Source organism: Adlercreutzia sp. CNCM I-6216, assembly GCF_977113345.1.
The window spans coordinates 1-20967 of record NZ_CDSBIE010000010.1; the positions used below are offsets into that span (position 1 = coordinate 1).

Sequence of the window (20967 nt, forward strand, 5' to 3'; positions counted from 1 at the left end):
CCGCCGCGACGGCCTCCACGGCGAGCTCCCTGGTCTCCAACGGGTACATGCGGACTCCAATCCGGACACCGGAGTGTCCAACTTTTTGTCCGCACCCCCTTTTAAGGCTCCGAAATGGGGATTTGGTGACGAAATAGCTCGAATGCGGCTGTTCAAGCTTCTTGAGAAACTGCGAAAAAGGGGAGGGAAGGCGCTGCTCGAAGACGTTGGACGGGCACGCGAAAGCAGGAGCGCTATAATGCTGCGGAAACCTGCAATCGAAGGGAGCAATACTGTGACTGAGAAGCTGGTAGCCGAGGTGCAGCCGACCGAGCACCCCGCCTTCAACGAGTTCGTGGCCACCATCGAGGCGCTGCGCTCGCCGGACGGGTGCCCCTGGGACAAGGAGCAGACCCACAAGAGCATTTCCGGCAACATGGTGGAGGAGGCTTACGAGGCCGTGGATGCCATCGAGGCCGACGACGTGCCGCACATGCGCGAAGAGCTCGGCGACGTGCTGCTTCAGGTGGTGCTGCAGTCGCAGATTGCCGCGGACGCTGGTGAGTTCACCATCGACGACGTGTGCCGCGACGTGAACGCGAAGATCGTGCGCCGGCATCCCCATGTGTTCGGTGACGTGGTGGCAGGCGACGCCAACGAGGTGCTGGACGTATGGGATCAGATAAAGATGGCCGAGAAGGAGTCCGCCGACGCTGCGGCCGACGCGCCCCAGGGGCTGCTCGACGGCGTGCCGAAGAGCTTCCCGGCGCTGAAACAGGCGCAGAAGATCTCGCGGAAGGCGGCCTCGGCCGGTTTCGAGTGGGAAACGGTGGACGACGTGTGGGCCAAGGTGGACGAGGAGGTCGCCGAGCTTAAGGCCGCCTACGCCGCCGCGCCGAAGTCCGCGAACGGCAAAGTGGATGCCGCCGCCGATCCCGCGGCTGCCGCGGCGGTGGAACTGGAGATGGGCGACGTGCTGTTCTCGCTCGTGAACGTAGCCCGCAAGATGGGCGTCCAGGCCGAGGAGGCCCTGCGCGCCACCTGCGGCAAGTTCCGTTTCCGCTGGACCTTCATGGAAGGCGCCGCTGCCGGCCAGGGCCGTCGCGTGGAAGACCTCTCCATGGAGGAGATGGAAGAACTCTGGCAGCTTTCGAAGGTCCTGGAGAGCTAAACTAGGCTCCGGGCTCTCCTTGGGCCACAGCGGCCTTCATCTCGTCGAAAAGGACGCGGCCGTGGGGGCTTTCGACGAATTCGTCTCGGAACACGGCGATGAAGTCCGTCGAGAAATCCATATCGTCGAGGTCGAACAGGCGCAGCCCGGGGCGCCGGTCGAGCCCGAAGCGCGGCACAAGGGTGCCGGGCGCAACGCCGATGGCGCACCCGAAATCGTGGGCGAAATACTCGGCATGGTCGCGGAAGGGCATCGTCTTGAGCGTGACGCGAGCGCCGTTCGCGGCAAAGCGGTCGGCGACTCCGTCGCGCTCGTAGCTCTGGTGGACGTCGGGCGGCAGGAGCAGGACGGCGCCGTCAAGGTCGGTGGCGTGAATGGTATCGCGTCCGAACAACGGGTTATCCTCGGCCATAAACAAGTGAGTGGTCTCGGCGTTCAGCACGAATCCTGGATGCTCTTTCGTGAGAAGCCGATGTCCTGCCTCGCTGAAGTTCTTGCAGCCTACGACGACGATGTCGTTCTTCCGCTCGCCCAGCGCGTCTACGGTGGCCAAGGGGCCGTTGTCGGTGACGATGTCGATTTTGCCCTCGGGCCACTTTTCGGCGATGCGGTGCCGTGCGCGCAGAAGAGGCGCTTCGAGCCAGGGAAGGTTTGTGGCCGACACGGTAACGGTGAGCAGGTTGTCGGAGAGATCCCGGTATTCGTCGACAACTTCGTCCCATTGCCCCAGCAAGTCGGAAGCTGTGCCGAGGAACCGCCTCCCAAGCGGCGTCAGCGCGGGCTTTCCCCGACCGCGCTCGACGAGCTTGCAGCCCAGTTCATCCTCCAGCTCCGCCAGGTGCTCGCTGAGGGTGGGGCGCGTGGTATAGAGCCGCTTGGCCGCTGCAGAAAAGTTCAATTCATCGGCAATGACGAGGAATTCCTCCAGATAGCGTGTGTTCACGGCGCGTTCCTTCCAAACATGACGGCGAGACGTCCAGTGTCCCACTCATACGGCATGCTGTAAAGATTACTTTACACGTGCGTTGCCAACCTGAACAGAGATGCAAAGGAAACCGACGGCGCTCGCAATTAACCTCCCTCGTTCCCGGCAGGGGCGCCCCTATGATGGAGGAGCGACGAAACCTGAAGGAAAGGGGAGACCTATGAACATCGATCGCAGAACGTTTTTCAAGGGGGCGCTGCTCGGAGGAACGGCTGCTGCAGCGGGACTTGCCGGCTGCGCTCCGAAGGCCGAGATGGCCGATACTGGCGGCAGCGATGCTCGCGACAAGGAACGAGAGGCCTTCGAGGCTGCCGCTGCCCCCATCGAGCCGGCTAGTGTTCCCGAGAACTGGGATGAGGAGGCCGAGGTCATCGTGGTCGGCTCCGGCGCCGCGGGCATCAACGCCGCCATCCGGCTCGGCCAGGCGGGTTACCAGGTGCTTGTGTTAGAGCGCAACATGGAGTTGAACGGCAACTCGAAGCACTCATCGGTGTTCTCGAACATGGGCGGCCACAAGGCCGCTGAAGAGCGCAAGTTCGCCTATCCGGAATATCCCTACGATGTGGATCGCATCCTAGAGTACGTCATGAGCTGCCAGCAGCAGACCGGTGATCCGGAGCTTGTGCGCGCCATGCTGGTGGAAGGCCCGAAGTGCATCGACTGGATGAACGAGAAGGCCGGGGCCAAATGGGTGCCTATGAACCCGAGCCCTGCCGGTGCGGGCATGCTGGAATGGGAGGGGATGTCCACGCCCACCAACGGCATCAACGTGAACCTGATCCCCCTGCAGCTGCTGACCGAGCAGGCGCAGAAAGACGGGGCCGAGGTGCGCGCCAACAGCAACGTGGACACGCTCGTCTTCGACGGTGGGGCCGTCGTGGGCGTGAAGGTCACCGACGAGGAGGGCGAGAAGTTCATCCACGCTACCAACTGCGTCATCCTGTGCGCCGGTGGTATGGAGGTGAACCGCGCCATGATGGCCAAGTACTCCGCCACGACTCTTCAGGGTATTGCGAATATCGCCACGCCGCCCAACGGCACTGGCGAGTGCATCCGCATGGGCCAGGGTGTAGGGGCCGATCTGGCCGGATACGATTCCACCGGCGCCTTCGACGGCGGCGTGTGGTGGCGCGACTATGACGAGTTCGATACCGAGATGGACTGCCACATCAACAAGGACGGCAACCAGGTAGTGCGCCAGCCCTGGCTGCGCATCAACCGCGACGGCAACCGCGTTCCCTATATCGGCACGAGCGCTCGCGTTTATCCCTATGTGAACGATGCGTCGCCCTCCTCTGAGGGGCTTTGCGAGACTGCCGCCATCGAGATGAGCCAGCCCGGCGGCAAGACCTACTGCATCTTCGATTCGAAGTACGAGCAGCTCATGCTGGACAACTACTTTGGCCAGGTGATTTGCCGCAAGGGCAAGATCCTCGCTGACGACGACCCCTTCTACGATCGCGTGCCGGAGTATCTGCGCGACTGGCACACCGGGTTCAACGACATGGTGGAGGCTGGCGTCATTCGCAAGTGCGACACCATTGAGGAGCTTGAGGCGGCGCTTGGCCTGCGCGAGGGCGTCCTCGTGGACAACGTGGAGAAATGGAACGCTGCCTGCGCAGCGGGCGAGGACTACGCTGCCACCTACAAATATCCGAAGGAGTGGCTGCTTGCTTTAGATGAGCCGCCCTACTATGGAGCCATCGTTGGTGGCCATGTGTTCGGCTCGAAGTGCGGTTTGAAGGTGAACCCCGACATGCAGGTCATCAGCACCGAGGGCGCGCCCATTCCGGGTCTGTACGCCGCCTGGCATACTGCCGGCGGGTCGGCGGGCGAGGGCAACCCCGCGGGCAAGCCTCTCACTGGCGTGTTCGCTGATCTGGGCTTGGCCTTCGTGGGCGGCTACATGGCCGCGGGCGGCGTCATGAAGAAGGACGGCCGCACCGACGCCTAATCGCTGAAGGGAAACTGGCGGCGGGACGTTCTCCTTCCTCCCCCTCGTTCCGCCGCCTTTCCATAGATCGAATTGGAGCGAGCCTGCTTGCGCGGGCTCGCTTCTCAGTTGGCGCAGCCGGCGGAAGGAAGGATGCTAGCCTAAAGAGGCGTGATCTTATCGCTCGTACGCCTTCTTGCCGGCGACGTAGGTGGCTTGTACCTTTGCCTGCTGCAGGTCGTCGGGGGCCAGCTCGAAGGGGTTCGGGTCCAGCACGACGATATCGGCGAACATGCCCGAGGCCAGCTGTCCCAGTTCGTCGGCGCGCTGGGCGGCGGCGGCGCTGCCGGCGGTGTAGGCGCGCAGGGCTTCGGCCAAGGTGATGCGCTCCTCGGGCAGCCAGCCTCCAAGCGGTTCGTGGGTGTCGGCATCGCGGCGAGTGACAGCGGTGTAGACGGCGTCGATGGGGTCGATGTCGGTAACGGGGGAGTCGGTGCCGAAGGCCAGCGTGGCGTCGGAATCGAGCAGGGTGCGGAAGGGCCACATATAAGGGACGCGCTCGGGGCCCAAATCACGCTCCGGGCCGCCGGGATCCAGGGTGATGTGGCGTGGCTGCACGCTGGCGATGACGTCCGCCCGTGCGATGCGCGCGATGTCGTCGGGCTGGAAGTTCTCCAAATGCTCGATGGTGTGATGGGCGGGGGAGGCCACCGGGTGGGCTTCGAAGATATCGAGGCAGCGGTGGATGGCCTCGTCGCCGATGGCGTGGATGCGCACGGGCGAGCCCTCGGCCGCCGCCGGGGCCACCAGCGCCTCCATCACTTCGGCAGCCACGGTGGGGCGCCCGCAGTCGCCCTCGAAGCGAGCGTTGGTGTAGGGGTCGTGAACCCAGGCGGTGTGCTGGCTGGAAACGCCGTCGAAGAACTGCTTGAAGCCCTGAGCCGAAAGGAGCGGGCCCGTGTGGGCGGCCTGCAGGGCGGCCAGACGGCTGCGGTCTTCCAAAAGCGTGGGGAACATGGACACGCGCACGGTGAGCTCGCCGGCCTCTTCCAAGGCGCCGAACAGGTCGTCGCGCACGAAATCGAGGCCCGGCATCGCCATGAGCGACACGTCGCACACGCCCGTGATGCCGTGCTCGTTCAGATAACGCTCGAAGGAGCGGTAGGCGTCCAGCAGCTCCTCGCGCGAGAATTCCGCCACGATGCGCGGCATGAGCTCCATGGCTGCCGCCTCGCGCACAATGCCCGTAAGGTGCCCGTCGGTGTCTTTGTCGTAGCTCCCGCCTGCGGGCGGCTCGCTTTCCTCCGTGATGCCCAAGCGTTCCAGCGCGCAGCTGTTCAGCCACAGGGTGTGGGCGTCGCCGGAGTACATGGCCACGGGTCGGTCGGGGTAGGCAGCATCCAGCGACGCGCGGCTCGGCATGCCGGCCGGGTTCCACAAGTAGTCGCGCCAGCCCTGGGTGAGCAGCCACGAGCCGGCCGGTCGCCGTGCGGCCAAGGGCGCCAGGCGCGCTACCGCGTCGGCCTCGTTCTCGCCCACGAAGCGCTCAGCCAGAGGGGAGAGGTACAGCGCGGAGTGGAAGTAATGAAGATGGGCGTCGTGGAAGCCCGGCATCACGAGAGCGTTTCCGTAGTCGACGACTTCGGTATCGGTGCCGCGCAGATGCTCGGGCAGGACTTCAAGAGGGCCGGCCCACAAAACGCGGTCGCCCCCGATGGCCACGGCTCCGGGCGCAGGCTCGTCGTCGGCACCGGTAAACAAGGCAGAGGTAACGAGGATTCGATCAGCGGGGCGGGGAGTTGCCATGGTGCGTCTCCTTCCGAAGGCGAGCGTGTGGGGTGGCCGAGCGACTCGCAAGGGCGACTCGGTTTCTCAGGTGCAGTATACGCCTTGAAGTAAAATTGTTCATCTGCACTACGAAAAATGAGGGTTTGAACTGAAAAAAGATGAGGGAAGAAGAGGCCGAATGATGCACGCTCTACTAATTGACAAAGTAGATTATGGAGCCAATAAGAGTGCATTAAACATGGTCAAATGAGAAAAACATGACTTTTAGCTGGTAAAACACCTCAGATAAGCCGCCTTCCAGGCTCAAGCGCGACCAAGGTAGAGGCTGTGCTATCTTATGCATTCGTGAAATTTGATTGAATCCCTAAACGATTGGAACTTTTTTATTGCATGTGAACAAAAATGATGATACTTTAGATTCATCGACGAATTGCGACCTCGGCTGTAATTGTTAGGGGGCCGAAAAGCAAAGCACCGTCGATGCGCAAGGAAGGCATCCGATGCAAAAGCTTCGGGTCGCACGCTTGACCTGGGGCGAAGGAGACGTAGCAAGGGGCGTTTACTAAGGGTGTAAGGCTGGCAGAGGGTTGGTAATGACAAGTTAAACCCTCATCTAATACCACTTTACCTCTTCCCCCTGGCCCGGATTCTGAGACATTAGATGCATCCATCGCGCCGACCGCGATGGGCTGAGGGTGGCATTCGCCCGCAGCTTCTCAACTATGATGGCGGACTTCAAGCCGCCGGATTGGAGAGTCACATGCAAGGAGTAAACGTCAAGAGCGAAATCGGCAACCTCAAGAAGGTCATCCTTCACCGCCCCGGCGACGAGCTGCTGAACCTCACCCCCAATACGCTTGAGGAGCTCTTGTTCGACGACATCCCGTTCCTCCCCGTGGCCCAGGAGGAGCACGACGCCTTCGCGAACATCCTTCGCGGCGAGGGTGTCGAGGTCGTGTACCTGGAGGACCTCATGGCCGAGGTTCTGGACGCCAAGCCCGAGCTGCGCCAGCAGTTCCTCGATCAGTGGATCTACGAGGCCGGCATCCGCACCGACATGTACCACGACATCATCACCGACTACATCAACTCCAATTACGCGGGCACCAAGGAGATGGTCATGAAGACCATGGCCGGCATCAACCTGCAGGAGCTGCCCCAGAAGGACACCCACCTTTTGGTGGACATGGTGTCCGACCGCTGCAAGCTCGTGTGCGCCCCGATGCCGAACCTGTACTTCACCCGCGACCCGTTCGCGATGATCGGCAACGGCGTGTCCATCAACCGCATGTACTCGGTGACGCGCAACCGCGAGACCATCTACGGCGATTACATCTTCAAGTACCATCCGGACTTCGCCGGCACGCCGACCTACTACGATCGCAACGACACCTTCCACATCGAGGGCGGCGACATCCTGAACATCAACGAGCACGTGCTGGCCATCGGCATCTCCCAGCGCACCGAGCCCGACGCCATCGACGCCATCGCCCACAACGTGTTCAACGATGAGACCTCGACCATCGACACGATTCTGGCCTTCAACATCCCGTCCTCCCGCGCCTTCATGCACCTGGACACGGTGTTCACCCAGATCGACTACGACAAGTTCACCATCCATCCCGGCATCATGGGCCCGCTCACGGTGTTCGAGATCACCCCGGACGGCAAGGGCGGCACGAAGATCCGCGAGCGCAACGAGGATCTCGAGAAAGTGCTCTCCGAGTACGTCGGCCAGCCGGTGAAGCTCATCCCCTGCGGCGGCGGCGACCGCATCGCGGCCGAGCGCGAGCAGTGGAACGATGGCTCCAACACGCTCTGCGTCCGTCCCGGCACCGTGGTGGTGTACCAGCGCAACAACGTCACCAACGACGTGCTGTACAAGCAGGGCATCAACTGCCTGGAGATGCCCTCGGCCGAGCTCTCCCGCGGCCGTGGCGGCCCGCGCTGCATGTCCATGCCGGCCTGGCGCGAGGCTCTGTAAGCCGCAAGGCGCCTGCTCCGTCAGGGAGCGCTCTTTCGTCCGTCTTTTCCGGCCCAGTCTAGCCAGCCAGCGCTGGGCCGTAAAAGAGGCGCGGGTTCCCCGGTTCTCGGGGGCCCCGCGCGATACAAATGTCTCTTTCAAGGGAAAGGAAACAGAACATGCCTATCAATCTCAGCGGTCGTCCGTTCCTCCGCCTGCTCGACTTCTCCACCGAGGAGATCGAGTACCTGCTGAAGCTCTCCAAGAACTTCAAGGACCTCAAGCGCACCGGCACCCCGCACCGCTACCTCGAGGGCAAGAACATCGTGCTGCTGTTCCAGAAGACCTCCACGCGCACCCGCTGCGCCTTCGAGGTCGGCGCCATGGACCTCGGCATGGGCGTGACCTACCTTGATCCGGGCAGCTCCCAGATGGGCAAGAAGGAGTCCATCGAGGACACCGCCCGCGTGCTCGGCCGCTTCTACGACGGCATCGAGTTCCGCGGCTTCGCCCAGACCGACGTGGAGGATCTGGCCGAGAACGCCGGCGTGCCGGTGTGGAACGGTCTGACCACCGAGTGGCATCCCACCCAGATGCTCGCCGACATCCTCACCGTGCAGGAGAACTTCAACTACGACATCAAGGGCAAGACCCTCGTGTTCATGGGCGACGCCGCCAACAACGTGGCCCGCTCGCTGATGGTCGTGTGCTCCAAGCTCGGCATGAACTTCGTGGCTTGCGGCCCGAAGGAGAACATGCCCGACGCCGAGCTCGTGAAGACCTGCGAGGCCATCGCTGCCGAGAACGGCTGCACCGTGAAGTGCACCGACGACGTGAAGGACGCCTGCACCGGCGCCGACGTCATCTACACCGACGTGTGGGTGTCCATGGGCGAGCCCGACGAGGTGTGGGCCGAGCGCATCAAGCATCTCGAGAAGTTCCGCGTGACCAAGGAAGTCATGGCCATGGCCAACCCCGACGCCATCTTCCTGCACTGCCTGCCGGCCTTCCACGACACCAACACCACCATCGGTGCTGACATCGCCGAGCGCTTCGGCGTCACCGAGATGGAAGTGGAGGACGAGGTGTTCGAGTCCAAGGCCTCCAAGGTCTTCGACGAGGCCGAGAACCGCATGCACACCATCAAGGCCGTCATGTACGCCACCCTCTGCGGCTAATCTGCCCAGAACATGCTTTATCGGGGCGAGTGAGAGCGCTCGCCCCTGCTGGAAGTAGTGGGCGGGGACAAGCGCTCCGCCCCTACGATTTGACAACGGAATGCTTCTGCGCGGCGTCGTCATCGCCCTGAAACCTAGAATCACATCCGTTGCATGTTATGTTCCGTTTGGAACCGCAGTCTCGTCTCTCTTACATGCAACCTAGAAGCGAGATTGGCTGGTTCACCGAAAGATTGAGGTGAAATCTATGGCTTACGAAAAGGGCAACGGCAAGACCGCTGTCATCGCCCTGGGCGGCAACGCCCTCGGCAACACCCCGCAGGAGCAGCTCGAGCTCGTGCAGAACACCGCCAAGCACATCGTGGACATGATCCAGGACGGCACCAACGTCGTCGTCTCCCACGGCAACGGCCCGCAGGTCGGCATGATCAACAACGCCTTCGCCTACGCGGCGGCCAACGACGACAAGACCCCGGACATGCCCTTCCCCGAGGCCGGCGCCATGTCCCAGGGCTACATCGGCTACCAGCTGTCCCAGGCCATCCTGAACGACCTGAAGTCCCGCGACATCATGCGCTCGACCGCCTGCATCGTGACCCAGACCGTCGTCGACGAGGACGACCCCGCGTTCCAGAACCCCACCAAGCCCGTGGGCGCGTTCATGGACGAGGAGACCGCCAAGGCCAAGGCCGAGGCCATGGGCATCACCGTCAAGGAGGACGCCGGCCGCGGCTGGCGCCAGGTGGTCGCCTCCCCGATCCCCAAGCGCATCGTGGAGTTCGACGCCGTGCGCGACCTGGTGGAGGACGGCTACGTGGTCGTGTCCACCGGCGGCGGCGGGGTGCCGGTCTTCGAGACCGAGAACGGCTACGTCGGGACCCCCGCGGTCATCGACAAGGACCGCTCCAGCGCCCTCATGGCCGCCGAGCTCGGTGCCGACATGCTGATCATCCTGACCGCCGTGGAGAAGGTGTGCATCAACTTCAACACGCCCGAGCAGGAGCAGATCTCCGAGATGACCGTGTCCCAGGCCCGCGAGTACATCGCCCAGGGCCAGTTCGCCCCCGGCTCGATGCTCCCGAAGGTCGAGGCCTGCATCGAGTACGTCGAGGCCTACCCGGAGGGCAAGGCGCTCATCACGTCGCTCGAGTGCGCGGCCGCCGGCCTGCGCGGCGAGACGGGCACCGTCATCGTCGCCGACTAGGCACCGATGCGCAACCTGTCAGGGGGAGTGCGATAGGCGCCCCTTGACATTAACTTAATGTATTAAAAGAGCGCGTTCTCCGCGAAGGTGGAGAACGCGCTCTTCCTATTCTGCTCGTATGCACAACAGGTCAACAAAAAAATAGTTGCTCAACTGGGAAATTTTTTCTTGCAGGTGAACAAAAATGGTGCTATATTGAACCCATCGATAAAGCCGACCGATCAGCTCATCGGTTTTGTCGATAGTAATTATTCCTCATCGTCGCGAGCACGGTTAAGGCGTGCTCAAGAAAGGAATGAACCATGGCTAAAATCGTCAGCTCTTGGAACGACTGGGATCCGCTGAAGCGCGTCATCGTCGGCCGCTGCGACAACTCCGTCATCCCGCCGGAGGAGCCCGCCACCTCTGAGAAGGTGCCCGTCGATTCCGAGATGCGCGGCATGTGGGGCCTCCGTCCGCTGGAGACCGTCGAGCGCGGCAACGAGTGCCTCGAGAACCTCGTGAAGATCCTCGAGGACCGCGGCGTCGTCGTCGACCGCCCGACCCCGCTGCAGTGGAACCAGGCCATCGGCACGCCGGACTTCCGCAACGACTCCATGATGACCTGCATGCCTCCGCGCGACATCCTGCTGACCATCGGCAACGAGATCATGGCCGCCGCCAACTCCTTCCGCTGCCGCTACTTCGAGTACCTGGCCTACTGGCCGCTCATGGAGGAGTACTTCGAGCAGGATCCCGACTTCAAGTGGACCCAGGCCCCCCGTCCGCGCCTGACCGACCGCTCCTACAAGCACAACTACTACGACGAGAAGATCACCCTTGAGGAGCGCCTGGTGCGCACCGCCAACAAGGACTTCGTGACCACCGAGGTCGAGCCGATGTGGGACGCCGCCGACGTGATGCGCATGGGCAAGGACCTGTTCATCCAGCACGGCCTGACCACCAACCGCGCCGCCATGGACTGGTTCCAGCGCTACTACCCCGAGTACCGCGTGCACGCCGTGAACTTCCCCGGCGACCCCTACCCGATCCACATCGACGCGACCTTCGTGCCGCTGCGCCCGGGCCTGATCATCAACAACCCGCACCGCCCGCTGCCCGAGCCGCAGCGCGCCATCTTCGAGGCCAACGACTGGCAGATCGTCGAGGCCGCCCAGCCCGCGCACACCGAGCCGCCGGCGCTGTGCTACTCCTCCGTGTGGCTGTCCATGAACTGCCTGGTCCTCGACCCGAAGACCGTCATCGTGGAGGCCTCCGAGGTGCATCAGCAGGAGCAGATGGACAAGCTGGGCATGAACGTCATCCCCTGCGACCTGCGCGACGCCTACCCGTTCGGCGGCGGCCTGCACTGCTCCACCGCCGACGTCTACCGCGAGGGCGAGTGCCTCGACTACTTCCCGAACCGCGTCGAGGATCCCACCCTCGTGCGCCCCGAGATGTGGAAGTAAGCACGACGTTTATCGTGGGCTCTCAGGTTCGAAAAGCAGCCTGAGAGTTAGAATCGCCGATCAGCAGCTAAGGGCAGCTGCCTGAGAGGCACAAGTTAGAAAAGAAAGGGGAACAGGTTTCAACGCAAAGGCGCGGCCTGTTCCCCTTCTTTATTTCACGGAACTAGGGCAAGTTCCGTGTCCGGGGCGCCTCTCTTAAGGGCGAGGGGACGTTCCATTCAACCTATCTCACCTCAGAGGAAAGAAAAAGGAGGGATTATGGCACAGGAAAACACCAACGCCACCGAGGGCTATCAGATGAAGACCGGGTGGGGTACCATTGCCATGCTCATCTCTGCAACCGGCATGGGTCTCGTGCCCCTGTTCAGCCGCTGGGCCACGCGAACGGATATGTTCGATGGCACCCTGGGCCTGAACGCCGGTGACTCCATCGGCGCTCTCATGGCCTGCGGCCGCATGGGCATGGGCGTGCTGTTCTTCGTTATCCTGATGGTCGCCACTCACAAGGTGAAGACCTTCAAGGAACTCAAGCTCACTCCCGCCATCGCTCTCGGCGGTTTGATGATTGGTATGTCCTTGGCATGCTACGTGACGTCCACGCTGCTCACGACCGTTGCCAATGCCGTACTGTTCATCTACACCGGCCCGGTGATCTGCGTGTTGGCGGCCCGCATCTTCCGCAAGGAGCCCATGAGCGGCCTGCAGTGGATCTGCCTGCTCGTCGTGTTCATCGGCATGCTGTTCGGCGAGGGCCTGCTCGGCTTCGGCGTGGGCGGCCAGTTCTTCGGCCTCGACTTCAGCCTCGAGACCTCGACGCCCGAGTTCCCGCAGAAGGGCGTGGGCGACGCCTTCGGTCTGCTGTCCGGCCTGTTCTACGGCCTGTCGATGTTCTTCAACGGCTATCGCAAGGATGCTGATACCACGGCTCGCGGCGTGTGGAACTTCATCTTCGCCGTGCTGGGCGCTGGCCTCATCACCATCATCCTGAACTCCCTGGGCTCTCAGCCCGGCATGGAGAACTGGGCGCTGTCCGTGCACTTCACCACCTTCAACTGGATCGGTGCTGTGCTCCTGTGGATCATCTGCGGTCCTATCGCTCTGGGCTTCCTCTTGGTGGCCGGCCGCAACCTGCCGGCTGCTGACTACGGCACCATCGCCTACTGGGAGGTGCCCGTGGCCATCTTCGTGGGTCTGGTCGTCTTCGGCGAGGCGCTGACCGTGAACACCATCATCGGTGGTCTCATGATCATCGCCGGTGGCGCCATCCCGTCCGTCAAGGGCATGGTTGCCGAGCGCAAAGCGAAGCAGCAGCAGGAGATCGCCGAGAACCTCAGCGCCCGCATTGCCGAGCAAGAGGACATCGAGGGTCTGTAAGCAGCGCGTCAGAAATGACTGCCGTATAGGAAGAGGCTTCTTATGAAGATGACTAAGAACCTGACGCACATCGCCTCGTCGGTGGAGTTCGAGCCCGCGATGACCGAGGAGCAGCTGGAGGCTGTGTTCGCTCAGAACGACGTGGCCGGCTTCCCCGCAGAGCTCGACATCGCCGAGCGCACCGAGGAGCATGTGCAGATGGTGTCGCTGGAGAAGTTCATCGCCTTCGCCAAGGCGTCCGGGCTCTCCGCCGTCACCTACGACGTGACCTATTTCCCCCATGCCGATGACGCCGAGGTGGAGTATCAGCTCAAGCAGCTGGCCCGCGACCTCGAGATCAGCGTGGAGGTGATCCGCGACGTGTGCGCCGACGAGATCGCCGAGTACATCAAGCTCGATGCCGAGCGCGATGCCTCGCTTCCCGTGCACAGCATCGTGGAGTGCTACACCGGCGGCACTGCGTTCGCTTGGTACGGCATGAATCCGTATCCGCGTCTGAAGCGCGTGGTGCTCGGCAAGCTGGCTGCCGGCGGTAAGAAGGCCGAGAAGGCGTTCGTGCTGCGTGCCAGCAAGGCCCAAGTTGACTACATGGGCGACTACTAGGATGTAACCGAGGCCGTGCGAAGCGTTCGTGCGGCCTCGGCGCATTAAGGGCGCGCACGGCCCGAACCGTGCGGTACGTGTGCTGGCTGGCACGAGGTACAACCTCCCGACCCCGGGACGTGCCGGCTTGCACGAAGAAAGGGAGGTTCGCGTATCTGTGAGTCACGGATGCCGGGCCTCCCTCGTTTCTAAAGGGGGTGTTTCCCGATGAGGAAAACACAAAGTAAAAAGGGGTTCGGAAAGGATCCGGGTGATTTCCATGGCGTCTAGCGAAACAGCGGCTGCGGTTCAGCGGGACAGCGAGGAGCACGCGACACTGAGGCGCGTGGCAGTCTCCTCCTTCCTCGGGAACTTCATCGAGTGGTTCGACTACGCGTCTTATTCCTACTTTGCGACGGTCATCGCGCTCGTGCTCATGCCTCCGGGCGACCCGACCGTGGCGCTGCTGGAGACCTTCGGCGTGTTCGCGCTGTCCTTCCTCATGCGTCCCGTGGGCGCCTTCTTCTGGGGGCACATGGGCGACAAGAAGGGCCGCAAGTGGGCGTTGGCCACCTCCATCCTCATGATGTCGGCGGCCACCTTCGTGATCGGGCTTTTGCCCACCTTCGAAGCCGTGGGCATTCTGGCGCCGATCCTGCTTCTGTGCCTGCGCATGGTGCAGTCGTTCTCCGCTTCCGGCGAGTACGCCGGTGCGGCCACCTTCCTGGCCGAGTACGCCCCGTCCAACCACCGCGGCCTGTACTGCTCGCTCGTGCCCGCCTCGACGGCTACGGGCCTGCTCATCGGCTCGGCGCTCGCCACGTTCATGTTCATGACGTGGGGCCACGACTCGTCCTTCGTGACCGAGTGGGGCTGGCGCATTCCGTTCCTTCTGGCGGGTCCGCTCGGACTCATCACGCACTACATCCGTACCCGCGTGTCCGACTCGCCGGTGTACCAGGAGATGCAGGAGAAGCTGGAGGCCAAGGGCGAGTCCGACGACAAACCCATCAAGCTTCTGCTCACCAAGCACCTGCGGCCTTTGCTGGTGTCCTTCGGCGCCTGCATGCTGAACGCCGTAGGCTTCTACGCCGTGCTCACCTACCTGCCTAACTATCTGCAGGACACCGTGGGCTACGACGCCGGTTCCTCGTCGCTCATCACAACGATCTGCCTGGTGGCCTACATCGCGTTCATCTTCCTGTCCGGCCGCATCTCCGACAAGGTGGGCCGCAAGAAGATGCTCATCATCGCCTGCGTGGGCTTCATCATCTTCACGGTGCCCGCGTTCTACCTGCTGAACTCGCAGAACTTCGCGATCATCCTGATCGTGGAGCTCGTCATGTGCCTTCTGCTCACCATCAACGACGGCACGCTCTCGAGCTACCTGTCCGAGACGTTCCCCACTGAGGTGCGCTACTCCGGCTTCGCGCTGTCCTTCAACTTCGCCAACGCCATCTTCGGCGGCTCGGCGTCGTTCATCTCCATCGCCCTCATCGAGGCGACGGGCAACGCCATCGCGCCGGCCTGGTACATGGTGGCCATCTCCGTGGTCGCGTTCATCGCCATGTGCATGACTCACGACAACTCGAAGAAGAAGCTGACCGAGATCCAATAGTCGGGAAGTGACATTTTCTGCGGCAGCCGAGCGATCGGGGAGGGTCGCTCGGCTGTCGCTTGCTTGTGCACTTGCACCATGAAGCGAAACTTTGACAGCGCTTCAAGTATTTCCAGAAAATAACTCTCATCTGGGGTTTCATTGTTGGGCGTTTTCTGGTAGAGTCACGCAAAAGTAATCAAAAAGGAAGCGAGTCTCCCATGGCTAAGCCGTTGTCCAAGCCCAAATCCCTGAAAGCTCAGATCACGCGAACCTCGCTGGTGCTGGCTGCGGCCGCTCTGCTTCGCGAGCGCGGCCCGGAGGCCGTCACCTATCGCAAGGTGGCAGAATGGGCCGGTGCGGCCTCGTCCTCGGTGGGCTACTATTTCGACTCCGTCACCGAGCTTCTCTACGAAGCGGGCTGCTACAACATTGAACTGTGGATCGCCCGTGCCGAGAAGGTGGCTCAGGCCGCCGATGCCTTCAGCCCCGAGGAATGTCGCGAGCGCGTGGTCGACCTTCTGCTGGAGGCGTGCCTTCCAGACGACACGGTATCCATGCCCGCCCATTATGCTCAGCTCATCGCCTCAGCCGAAGCGCCGGTGGTTACCGAGGCCTACCGCAAGGGACGCGAGGCTCTCGATGCGGCCGTGAACCGCATTCTCGTTCGCGCCGGCGTGAACCTTACTCCTTCGGTCGTCGTCGCCCTCGTCGACGGGGGAGCGGTGAAGGCGATCTCGGAAGGCTACGATGTGCGCGAGATTGCCCGTATGCTCTTGGAGACTGCTCTCGACCGGTAGCTCTGGTGCTTTCGCCTATCGTTTCAAAGGGAAGACGCCCGCTCTTTCGAATAAGGAGTGGGCGTCTTTTTTGCTGCTTCAATCGGTTACGGGGTGTACTACAAATATTGTGCGATTGCAAAAGATGATAGATATCCATAGTTGACAAGATGACGATGATTTTTCAGGAAATCGAAAACTTTCTTCGGTAAAAGGCTTTTGTGCAACTGCAAGAAATGCTATAGTGCAGCTAGTCTCAAAAGAGACGGAAGAGTGCCTATGAGATAGGAGCACATGTTATGGCAAAGATCGTCAGCTCTTGGAACGACTGGGATCCGCTGAAGCGCGTCATCGTCGGCCGCTGCGACAACTCCGTCATCCCGCCGGAGGAGCCCGCCACCTCTGAGAAGGTGCCGGTTGACTCCGAGATGCGCGGCATGTGGGGCCTGCGTCCCTCCGACACCGTGGCTCGCGGCAACGAGTGCCTCGAGAACCTCGTGAAGATCCTCGAGGACCGCGGCGTCGTCGTCGACCGCCCGACCCCGCTGCAGTGGAACCAGGCCATCGGCACGCCGGACTTCCGCAACGACTCCATGATGACCTGCATGCCTCCGCGCGACATCCTGCTGACCATCGGCAACGAGATCATGGCCGCCGCCAACTCCTTCCGCTGCCGCTACTATGAGTATCTCGCCTACTGGCCCCTCATGGAGGAGTACTTCGAGCAGGATCCCGACTTCAAGTGGACCCAGGCCCCCCGTCCCCGCCTGACCGACCGCTCCTACAAGCACAACTACTACGACGAGAAGATCTCCCTGGAGGAGCGTCTCGAGCGTACGGCTGCTAAGGACTTCGTGACCACCGAGGTCGAGCCGATGTGGGACGCCGCCGACGTGATGCGCATGGGCAAGGACCTGTTCATCCAGCACGGCCTGACCACCAACCGCGCCGCCATGGACTGGTTCCAGCGCTACTACCCCGAGTACCGCGTGCACGCCGTGAACTTCCCCGGCGACCCCTACCCGATCCACATCGACGCGACCTTCGTGCCGCTGCGCCCGGGCCTGATCATCAACAACCCGCACCGCCCGCTGCCCGAGCCGCAGCGCGCCATCTTCGAGGCCAACGACTGGCAGATCGTCGAGGCCGCCCAGCCCGCGCACACCGAGCCGCCGGCGCTGTGCTACTCCTCCGTGTGGCTGTCCATGAACTGCCTGGTCCTCGACCCGAAGACCGTCATCGTGGAGGCCTCCGAGGTCTACCAGCAGGAGCAGATGGACAAGCTGGGCATGAACGTCATCCCCTGCGACCTGCGCGACGCCTACCCGTTCGGCGGCGGCCTGCACTGCTCCACCGCCGACGTCTACCGCGAGGGCGAGTGCCTCGACTACTTCCCGAACCGCGTCGAGGATCCCACCCTCGTGCGCCCCGAGATGTGGAAGTAAGCATTTCGCATCAGCCTACGGCATCTGTGCAAGGAGCCCGCATCGTGCGGGCTCCTTTTTTGCGCGTCCTCGTTGTCATAAGTTGGATCAAGCTCCCTTCTTTTTCGGCGAGATTCCAGGTCAAAATGGAAAAAGCGGATTTGTGCGACTAACTATTTTGCTAATCCCGCCTGCATAAATTGATTCCTATGGTAAGGTAAACGCTTAAGTCAGGGCCTTATTGAAAGGAGAAGCCATGACCGGAACTTTTACAACGGAGCGCTTGGGGTTGGGTGATTACCATGGCATCTAGCACTAAGGAAGCGGTACGGCCGGCAACGACGTACGCTGAGGCGACCGAAGCAGAGAAACATGCCGTCCTGCGCAAGGTGACGGGGTCTTCCTTCCTCGGTAACTTCATCGAATGGTTCGACTACGCAAGTTATTCGTATCTGGCCACGGTTATCGCCATGGTGTTCTTCCCCGCGGAAGACCACGCGGTGGCAGTGATGAGCACGTTCGGCGTGTTCGCGCTCTCGTTCCTCGTGCGCCCCATCGGCGCGATTTTCTGGGGCAACATGGGCGACAAGAAGGGTCGCAAGTGGGCCCTGTCGGTATCTATTCTCCTCATGAGCGGCGCTACGTTCCTGATCGGATGCTTGCCCGGCTATGCCGTTATCGGCGTGGGAGCGCCGCTGCTGCTTCTGCTGCTGCGCATGGTGCAGTCGTTCTCGGCGGCAGGCGAGTACGCTGGCGCTGCCACCTTCATCGCGGAGTACGCGCCGCACAATCATCGCGGGTTCTACTGCTCGATGGTGCCCGCCTCCACGGCTACGGGCCTGCTCGTCGGCTCGCTTCTGGCCACGTTCATGTTCTCCGTCTGGGGAGCCGACTCGGCCTTCGTCGTCGATTGGGGCTGGCGCATCCCGTTCTGGCTGGCGCTTCCCTTGGGCTACATCACCCACTATATCCGTACCCATCTGGAGGATTCCCCGGTATATGCCCAAATGCAGGAGCGCATGAAGGAAATGGGCGAGAAGGTGGAGCATCCCATCCGCACGCTGTTCACCAAGCATCTCAAGGTGCTGCTCATCTCGTTCGGCGCCTGCGTGCTGAATGCCGTGGGATTCTATGCGGTGCTCACGTACCTCCCGAACTACTTGGAGACGACGCTGAACTACCCGCCGAGCGACGCGTCGACCATCACCACTATCGTGCTCGTCGTCTACATCGCCTTCATCTTCCTGTCCGGCCGCATCTCCGACAAGGTGGGCCGCAAGAAGATGCTCATCGGCGCCTGTGTGGGCTTCATCGTGTTCACGGTGCCGGCGTTCATGCTGCTCGGCACGATGAACTTCTGGGTCATTTTGCTCGTCGAGCTGCTCATGTGCCTTCTGCTCACCATCAACGACGGCACTCTGGCCAGCTACCTTACCGAGACGTTCCCGACCGATGTGCGCTACTCCGGCTTTGCCCTCTCGTTCAATCTGGCGAACGCCATCTTCGGCGGCTCGGCCTCGTTCATCTCGTTCTGGTTGATCGACCTCACGGGCAACGCCATCGCGCCGGCCTGGTACATGGTAGCCATCGCGGTTGTCGCGTTCATCGCCATGTGCATGACCCACGACCATTCCGGCAAGAAGCTGGACGACGTGAAGTAAGCTTTGCCGCCCATTTGACTGCATTAAGTGAAGGGCCTCCTGCGTGAGGCCCTTTTTTTGCGACGGGGGGCGCTCTCCAGACGCAAGAAACCCCGCTGCGTTTCAAGGGCTTTCGCAGCGGGGTTCTCACCTCAGAGAGTCCTGCGGAGGGCAGCCGCAGGGGATTTGGGCGGTTAGCGCCCTGGAATTAGCGGATGATGACGGGCCAGTCTCCCATAATGGGCCTCCTCTGGTCGTTTGCGTATTCGCTGATTTCACTATAAAGTCCCGTTCTTCAATTATCAATATCTAAATTCCTGATAATAACTTTGGTATAAAATAATAATAACATTCTCAGTTATAACTATCTTTAAGATCAACTTTTGATAATAGGAGACCCCGAAGCTGATAGAATGGGAGCGAGAGGGCAAGCTCAAGGAAAGGCGGCGCGATGGCGGGGAAGTCTGCGATGCGGGGAAAGACGGAGGCGGTGCCTCGGTCGACGAAGGCGACAAAGCGGCTCTCTGTGGACGAACTGGTGGCCTTTATGAGCCTGCCCATATTCTACGAGCTGCGCACGGCGGTGGACGTGGGCATCCTGCTCTTTGACGACTTGGACGAATACGATCTTCCCGAGGGCTACTCGAAGGAGGATATCTGGCGCATCCTGCTCGCTGTGCGCAAGCAGGCCGCCGTGTTCGTCCCCGAGGATCCGGAGCGCACGGCCGACATGTGGATGGTGACCACGAGCTCGCTGTCCTTCAACACCGAGATGCTGGAGGTGCGCTCGAAGGAGGACTCCTCGCTGGCGCGATCGCTCAAGGACATGCAAGGGTCGCCGTTCGTGACGCGCTTCATCGAGCGCACGCTGGTGCGCGGCCTGGCGGACGAGGGCATCGCGGTGGACGAGGAGCGGGTGCACGAGCTGTTCGCGGGGGCGCCCCCGCTGACGTCTCTCGATCAGTTGGTGGCCAACTACTTTCGTCTTTCGAGCGATTGCGACAGCTTGGCGCGGCGCGCGGTGACCCACGGGCTCATCGAGACGCTGTACTACGAGCTTTCCGAGGGGGTGGATTTGTCCGAGCTGCCCGAGCGGGTGCTCGCGCCGTTGGATCCGCGCTTGGCGCCCCCGGAGTCCCAGGTGCTGATGGATCTGGTGTGCCAGCGGGCCTGTGCCGCAGGGGACGACATGCGCTTCGGTCCCGTATTGCGGCTGCTCAACATCAGCTGGTTCTTTCGCTACTTCAACGTGCTGCCGCGCCTGAACGTGCTCGTGGGACTGCTTTTGCGGAATATCCTGGCGTTGAAGTGGGGTTTTCCCGTGCTCAGCTGGATACCGGAGGGCTTCGATCCGACCTTGGCGGAGGCGCCGGTGGATGCGGCTCGCTACGAGGCAGTGTTCGAATCGTGGTCGACCGACTATGGCTTCGGCTTCGACTTCACGCCCTATTTCGAGCTGAACGTGTGCCTGTACCTGCGCGAGCTGGAGGGCTTGGCGGCATCCATCACCTATCTCGAGCAGCTGAACGAGCAGATCGAGCGCATCTTCGAATCCCATATCAACGCGCGGCAGAAGTCTATTTTGGTGGCGCTGTGCCGCGAGCCGGGAGCTCTTTTGCGCATCGCGCCGCATCAGCGCGCATTCCGCATCGCCTACGGCACGGCCCGGGCCGATTTCCTGGGGCTCGAACGCGAGGGGTATCTGGTGCGGGAGCAGGAGGGGCGCGCCTTCGCCTTCCGCGCTCATCCCGACTTGCAGGAGAAGATCGTCCAGCTGGGGGCCGCCGTGGTCGGCTCGGCGGAAGCGAGCCTGGATGCGACGCCCCTTGTAGTATCCTGAGGGGGAACTGAGAGGGCGGTGGCGTTGAGGGCCGCCTTGAGGCCAGCCCGCGCGCTGCGGCTGGCGAGAGCGTGCGAAAGGG

At 62.1% G+C, this 20967-nt stretch carries 15 protein-coding genes; 13 read left to right on the forward strand and 2 right to left on the reverse strand.

Annotation, left to right across the window (positions count from 1 at the left end):
- The first annotated feature begins 274 nt into the window (after positions 1–274).
- A complete protein-coding gene (mazG, locus tag ACYVRU_RS09330) occupies positions 275–1150 on the forward strand; it encodes a nucleoside triphosphate pyrophosphohydrolase (protein WP_461186055.1) in 876 nt (291 codons plus the stop codon).
- Position 1151: 1 nt separating this feature from the next.
- Here the strand turns inward: mazG and ACYVRU_RS09335 are convergent, their stop codons facing one another.
- Positions 1152–2093: a LysR family transcriptional regulator gene (locus ACYVRU_RS09335; protein ID WP_022739231.1), complete on the reverse strand. Its 942-nt coding sequence runs from the start codon at positions 2091–2093 to the stop codon at positions 1152–1154.
- 202 nt (positions 2094–2295) lie between these two features.
- On the opposite strand from ACYVRU_RS09335, the gene ACYVRU_RS09340 reads away from it, so the two are divergent.
- On the forward strand, positions 2296–4089 hold the full coding sequence (locus ACYVRU_RS09340) for an FAD-dependent oxidoreductase (protein ID WP_022739232.1): 1794 nt from the start codon (positions 2296–2298) through the stop codon (positions 4087–4089).
- 156 nt (positions 4090–4245) lie between these two features.
- On the opposite strand, the gene ACYVRU_RS09345 is transcribed toward ACYVRU_RS09340, so the two are convergent.
- A complete protein-coding gene (locus ACYVRU_RS09345; RefSeq protein ID WP_461186056.1) occupies positions 4246–5874 on the reverse strand; it encodes an amidohydrolase in 1629 nt (542 codons plus the stop codon).
- Between the two features lie 742 nt (positions 5875–6616).
- Between ACYVRU_RS09345 and arcA the strand changes: the two genes are divergently transcribed.
- The 11 genes from arcA to ACYVRU_RS09400 all read left to right on the forward strand — a co-directional run bounded on the left by arcA (position 6617) and on the right by ACYVRU_RS09400 (position 20885).
- The gene (arcA, locus tag ACYVRU_RS09350) at positions 6617–7840 is read left to right on the forward strand and encodes an arginine deiminase (protein WP_022739234.1); all 1224 of its coding nucleotides are present in this window, start codon (positions 6617–6619) and stop codon (positions 7838–7840) included.
- Positions 7841–7998: 158 nt separating this feature from the next.
- A complete protein-coding gene (gene argF, locus ACYVRU_RS09355) occupies positions 7999–8997 on the forward strand; it encodes an ornithine carbamoyltransferase (RefSeq protein ID WP_022739235.1) in 999 nt (332 codons plus the stop codon).
- A gap of 247 nt (positions 8998–9244) precedes the next feature.
- Positions 9245–10201 (forward strand): carbamate kinase, encoded by a 957-nt coding sequence (gene arcC, locus ACYVRU_RS09360; protein WP_022739236.1) that lies wholly within the window; start codon positions 9245–9247, stop codon positions 10199–10201.
- Between the two features lie 302 nt (positions 10202–10503).
- Positions 10504–11649, forward strand: coding sequence for an amidinotransferase (locus tag ACYVRU_RS09365; protein ID WP_022739237.1), 1146 nt, complete (start codon positions 10504–10506; stop codon positions 11647–11649).
- Positions 11650–11907: 258 nt separating this feature from the next.
- Positions 11908–13023: a DMT family transporter gene (locus ACYVRU_RS09370; protein ID WP_227070792.1), complete on the forward strand. Its 1116-nt coding sequence runs from the start codon at positions 11908–11910 to the stop codon at positions 13021–13023.
- Positions 13024–13065: 42 nt separating this feature from the next.
- Positions 13066–13626, forward strand: coding sequence for a hypothetical protein (locus ACYVRU_RS09375; protein ID WP_227070793.1), 561 nt, complete (start codon positions 13066–13068; stop codon positions 13624–13626).
- A 259-nt stretch (positions 13627–13885) separates the two neighbouring features.
- Positions 13886–15223 carry an MFS transporter gene (locus tag ACYVRU_RS09380; protein ID WP_114539352.1) on the forward strand — a complete coding sequence of 446 codons (1338 nt, stop codon included), beginning with the start codon at positions 13886–13888 and terminating at the stop codon, positions 15221–15223.
- A gap of 200 nt (positions 15224–15423) precedes the next feature.
- Positions 15424–16002 (forward strand): TetR/AcrR family transcriptional regulator, encoded by a 579-nt coding sequence (locus ACYVRU_RS09385; RefSeq protein ID WP_114539334.1) that lies wholly within the window; start codon positions 15424–15426, stop codon positions 16000–16002.
- A 278-nt stretch (positions 16003–16280) separates the two neighbouring features.
- The gene (locus ACYVRU_RS09390) at positions 16281–17426 is read left to right on the forward strand and encodes a serine/threonine protein kinase (RefSeq protein WP_114539333.1); all 1146 of its coding nucleotides are present in this window, start codon (positions 16281–16283) and stop codon (positions 17424–17426) included.
- Between the two features lie 281 nt (positions 17427–17707).
- The gene (locus ACYVRU_RS09395; RefSeq protein WP_114548705.1) at positions 17708–19066 is read left to right on the forward strand and encodes an MFS transporter; all 1359 of its coding nucleotides are present in this window, start codon (positions 17708–17710) and stop codon (positions 19064–19066) included.
- A gap of 505 nt (positions 19067–19571) precedes the next feature.
- A complete protein-coding gene (locus ACYVRU_RS09400; protein ID WP_173114165.1) occupies positions 19572–20885 on the forward strand; it encodes a hypothetical protein in 1314 nt (437 codons plus the stop codon).
- The last annotated feature ends 82 nt before the right edge of the window (positions 20886–20967 follow it).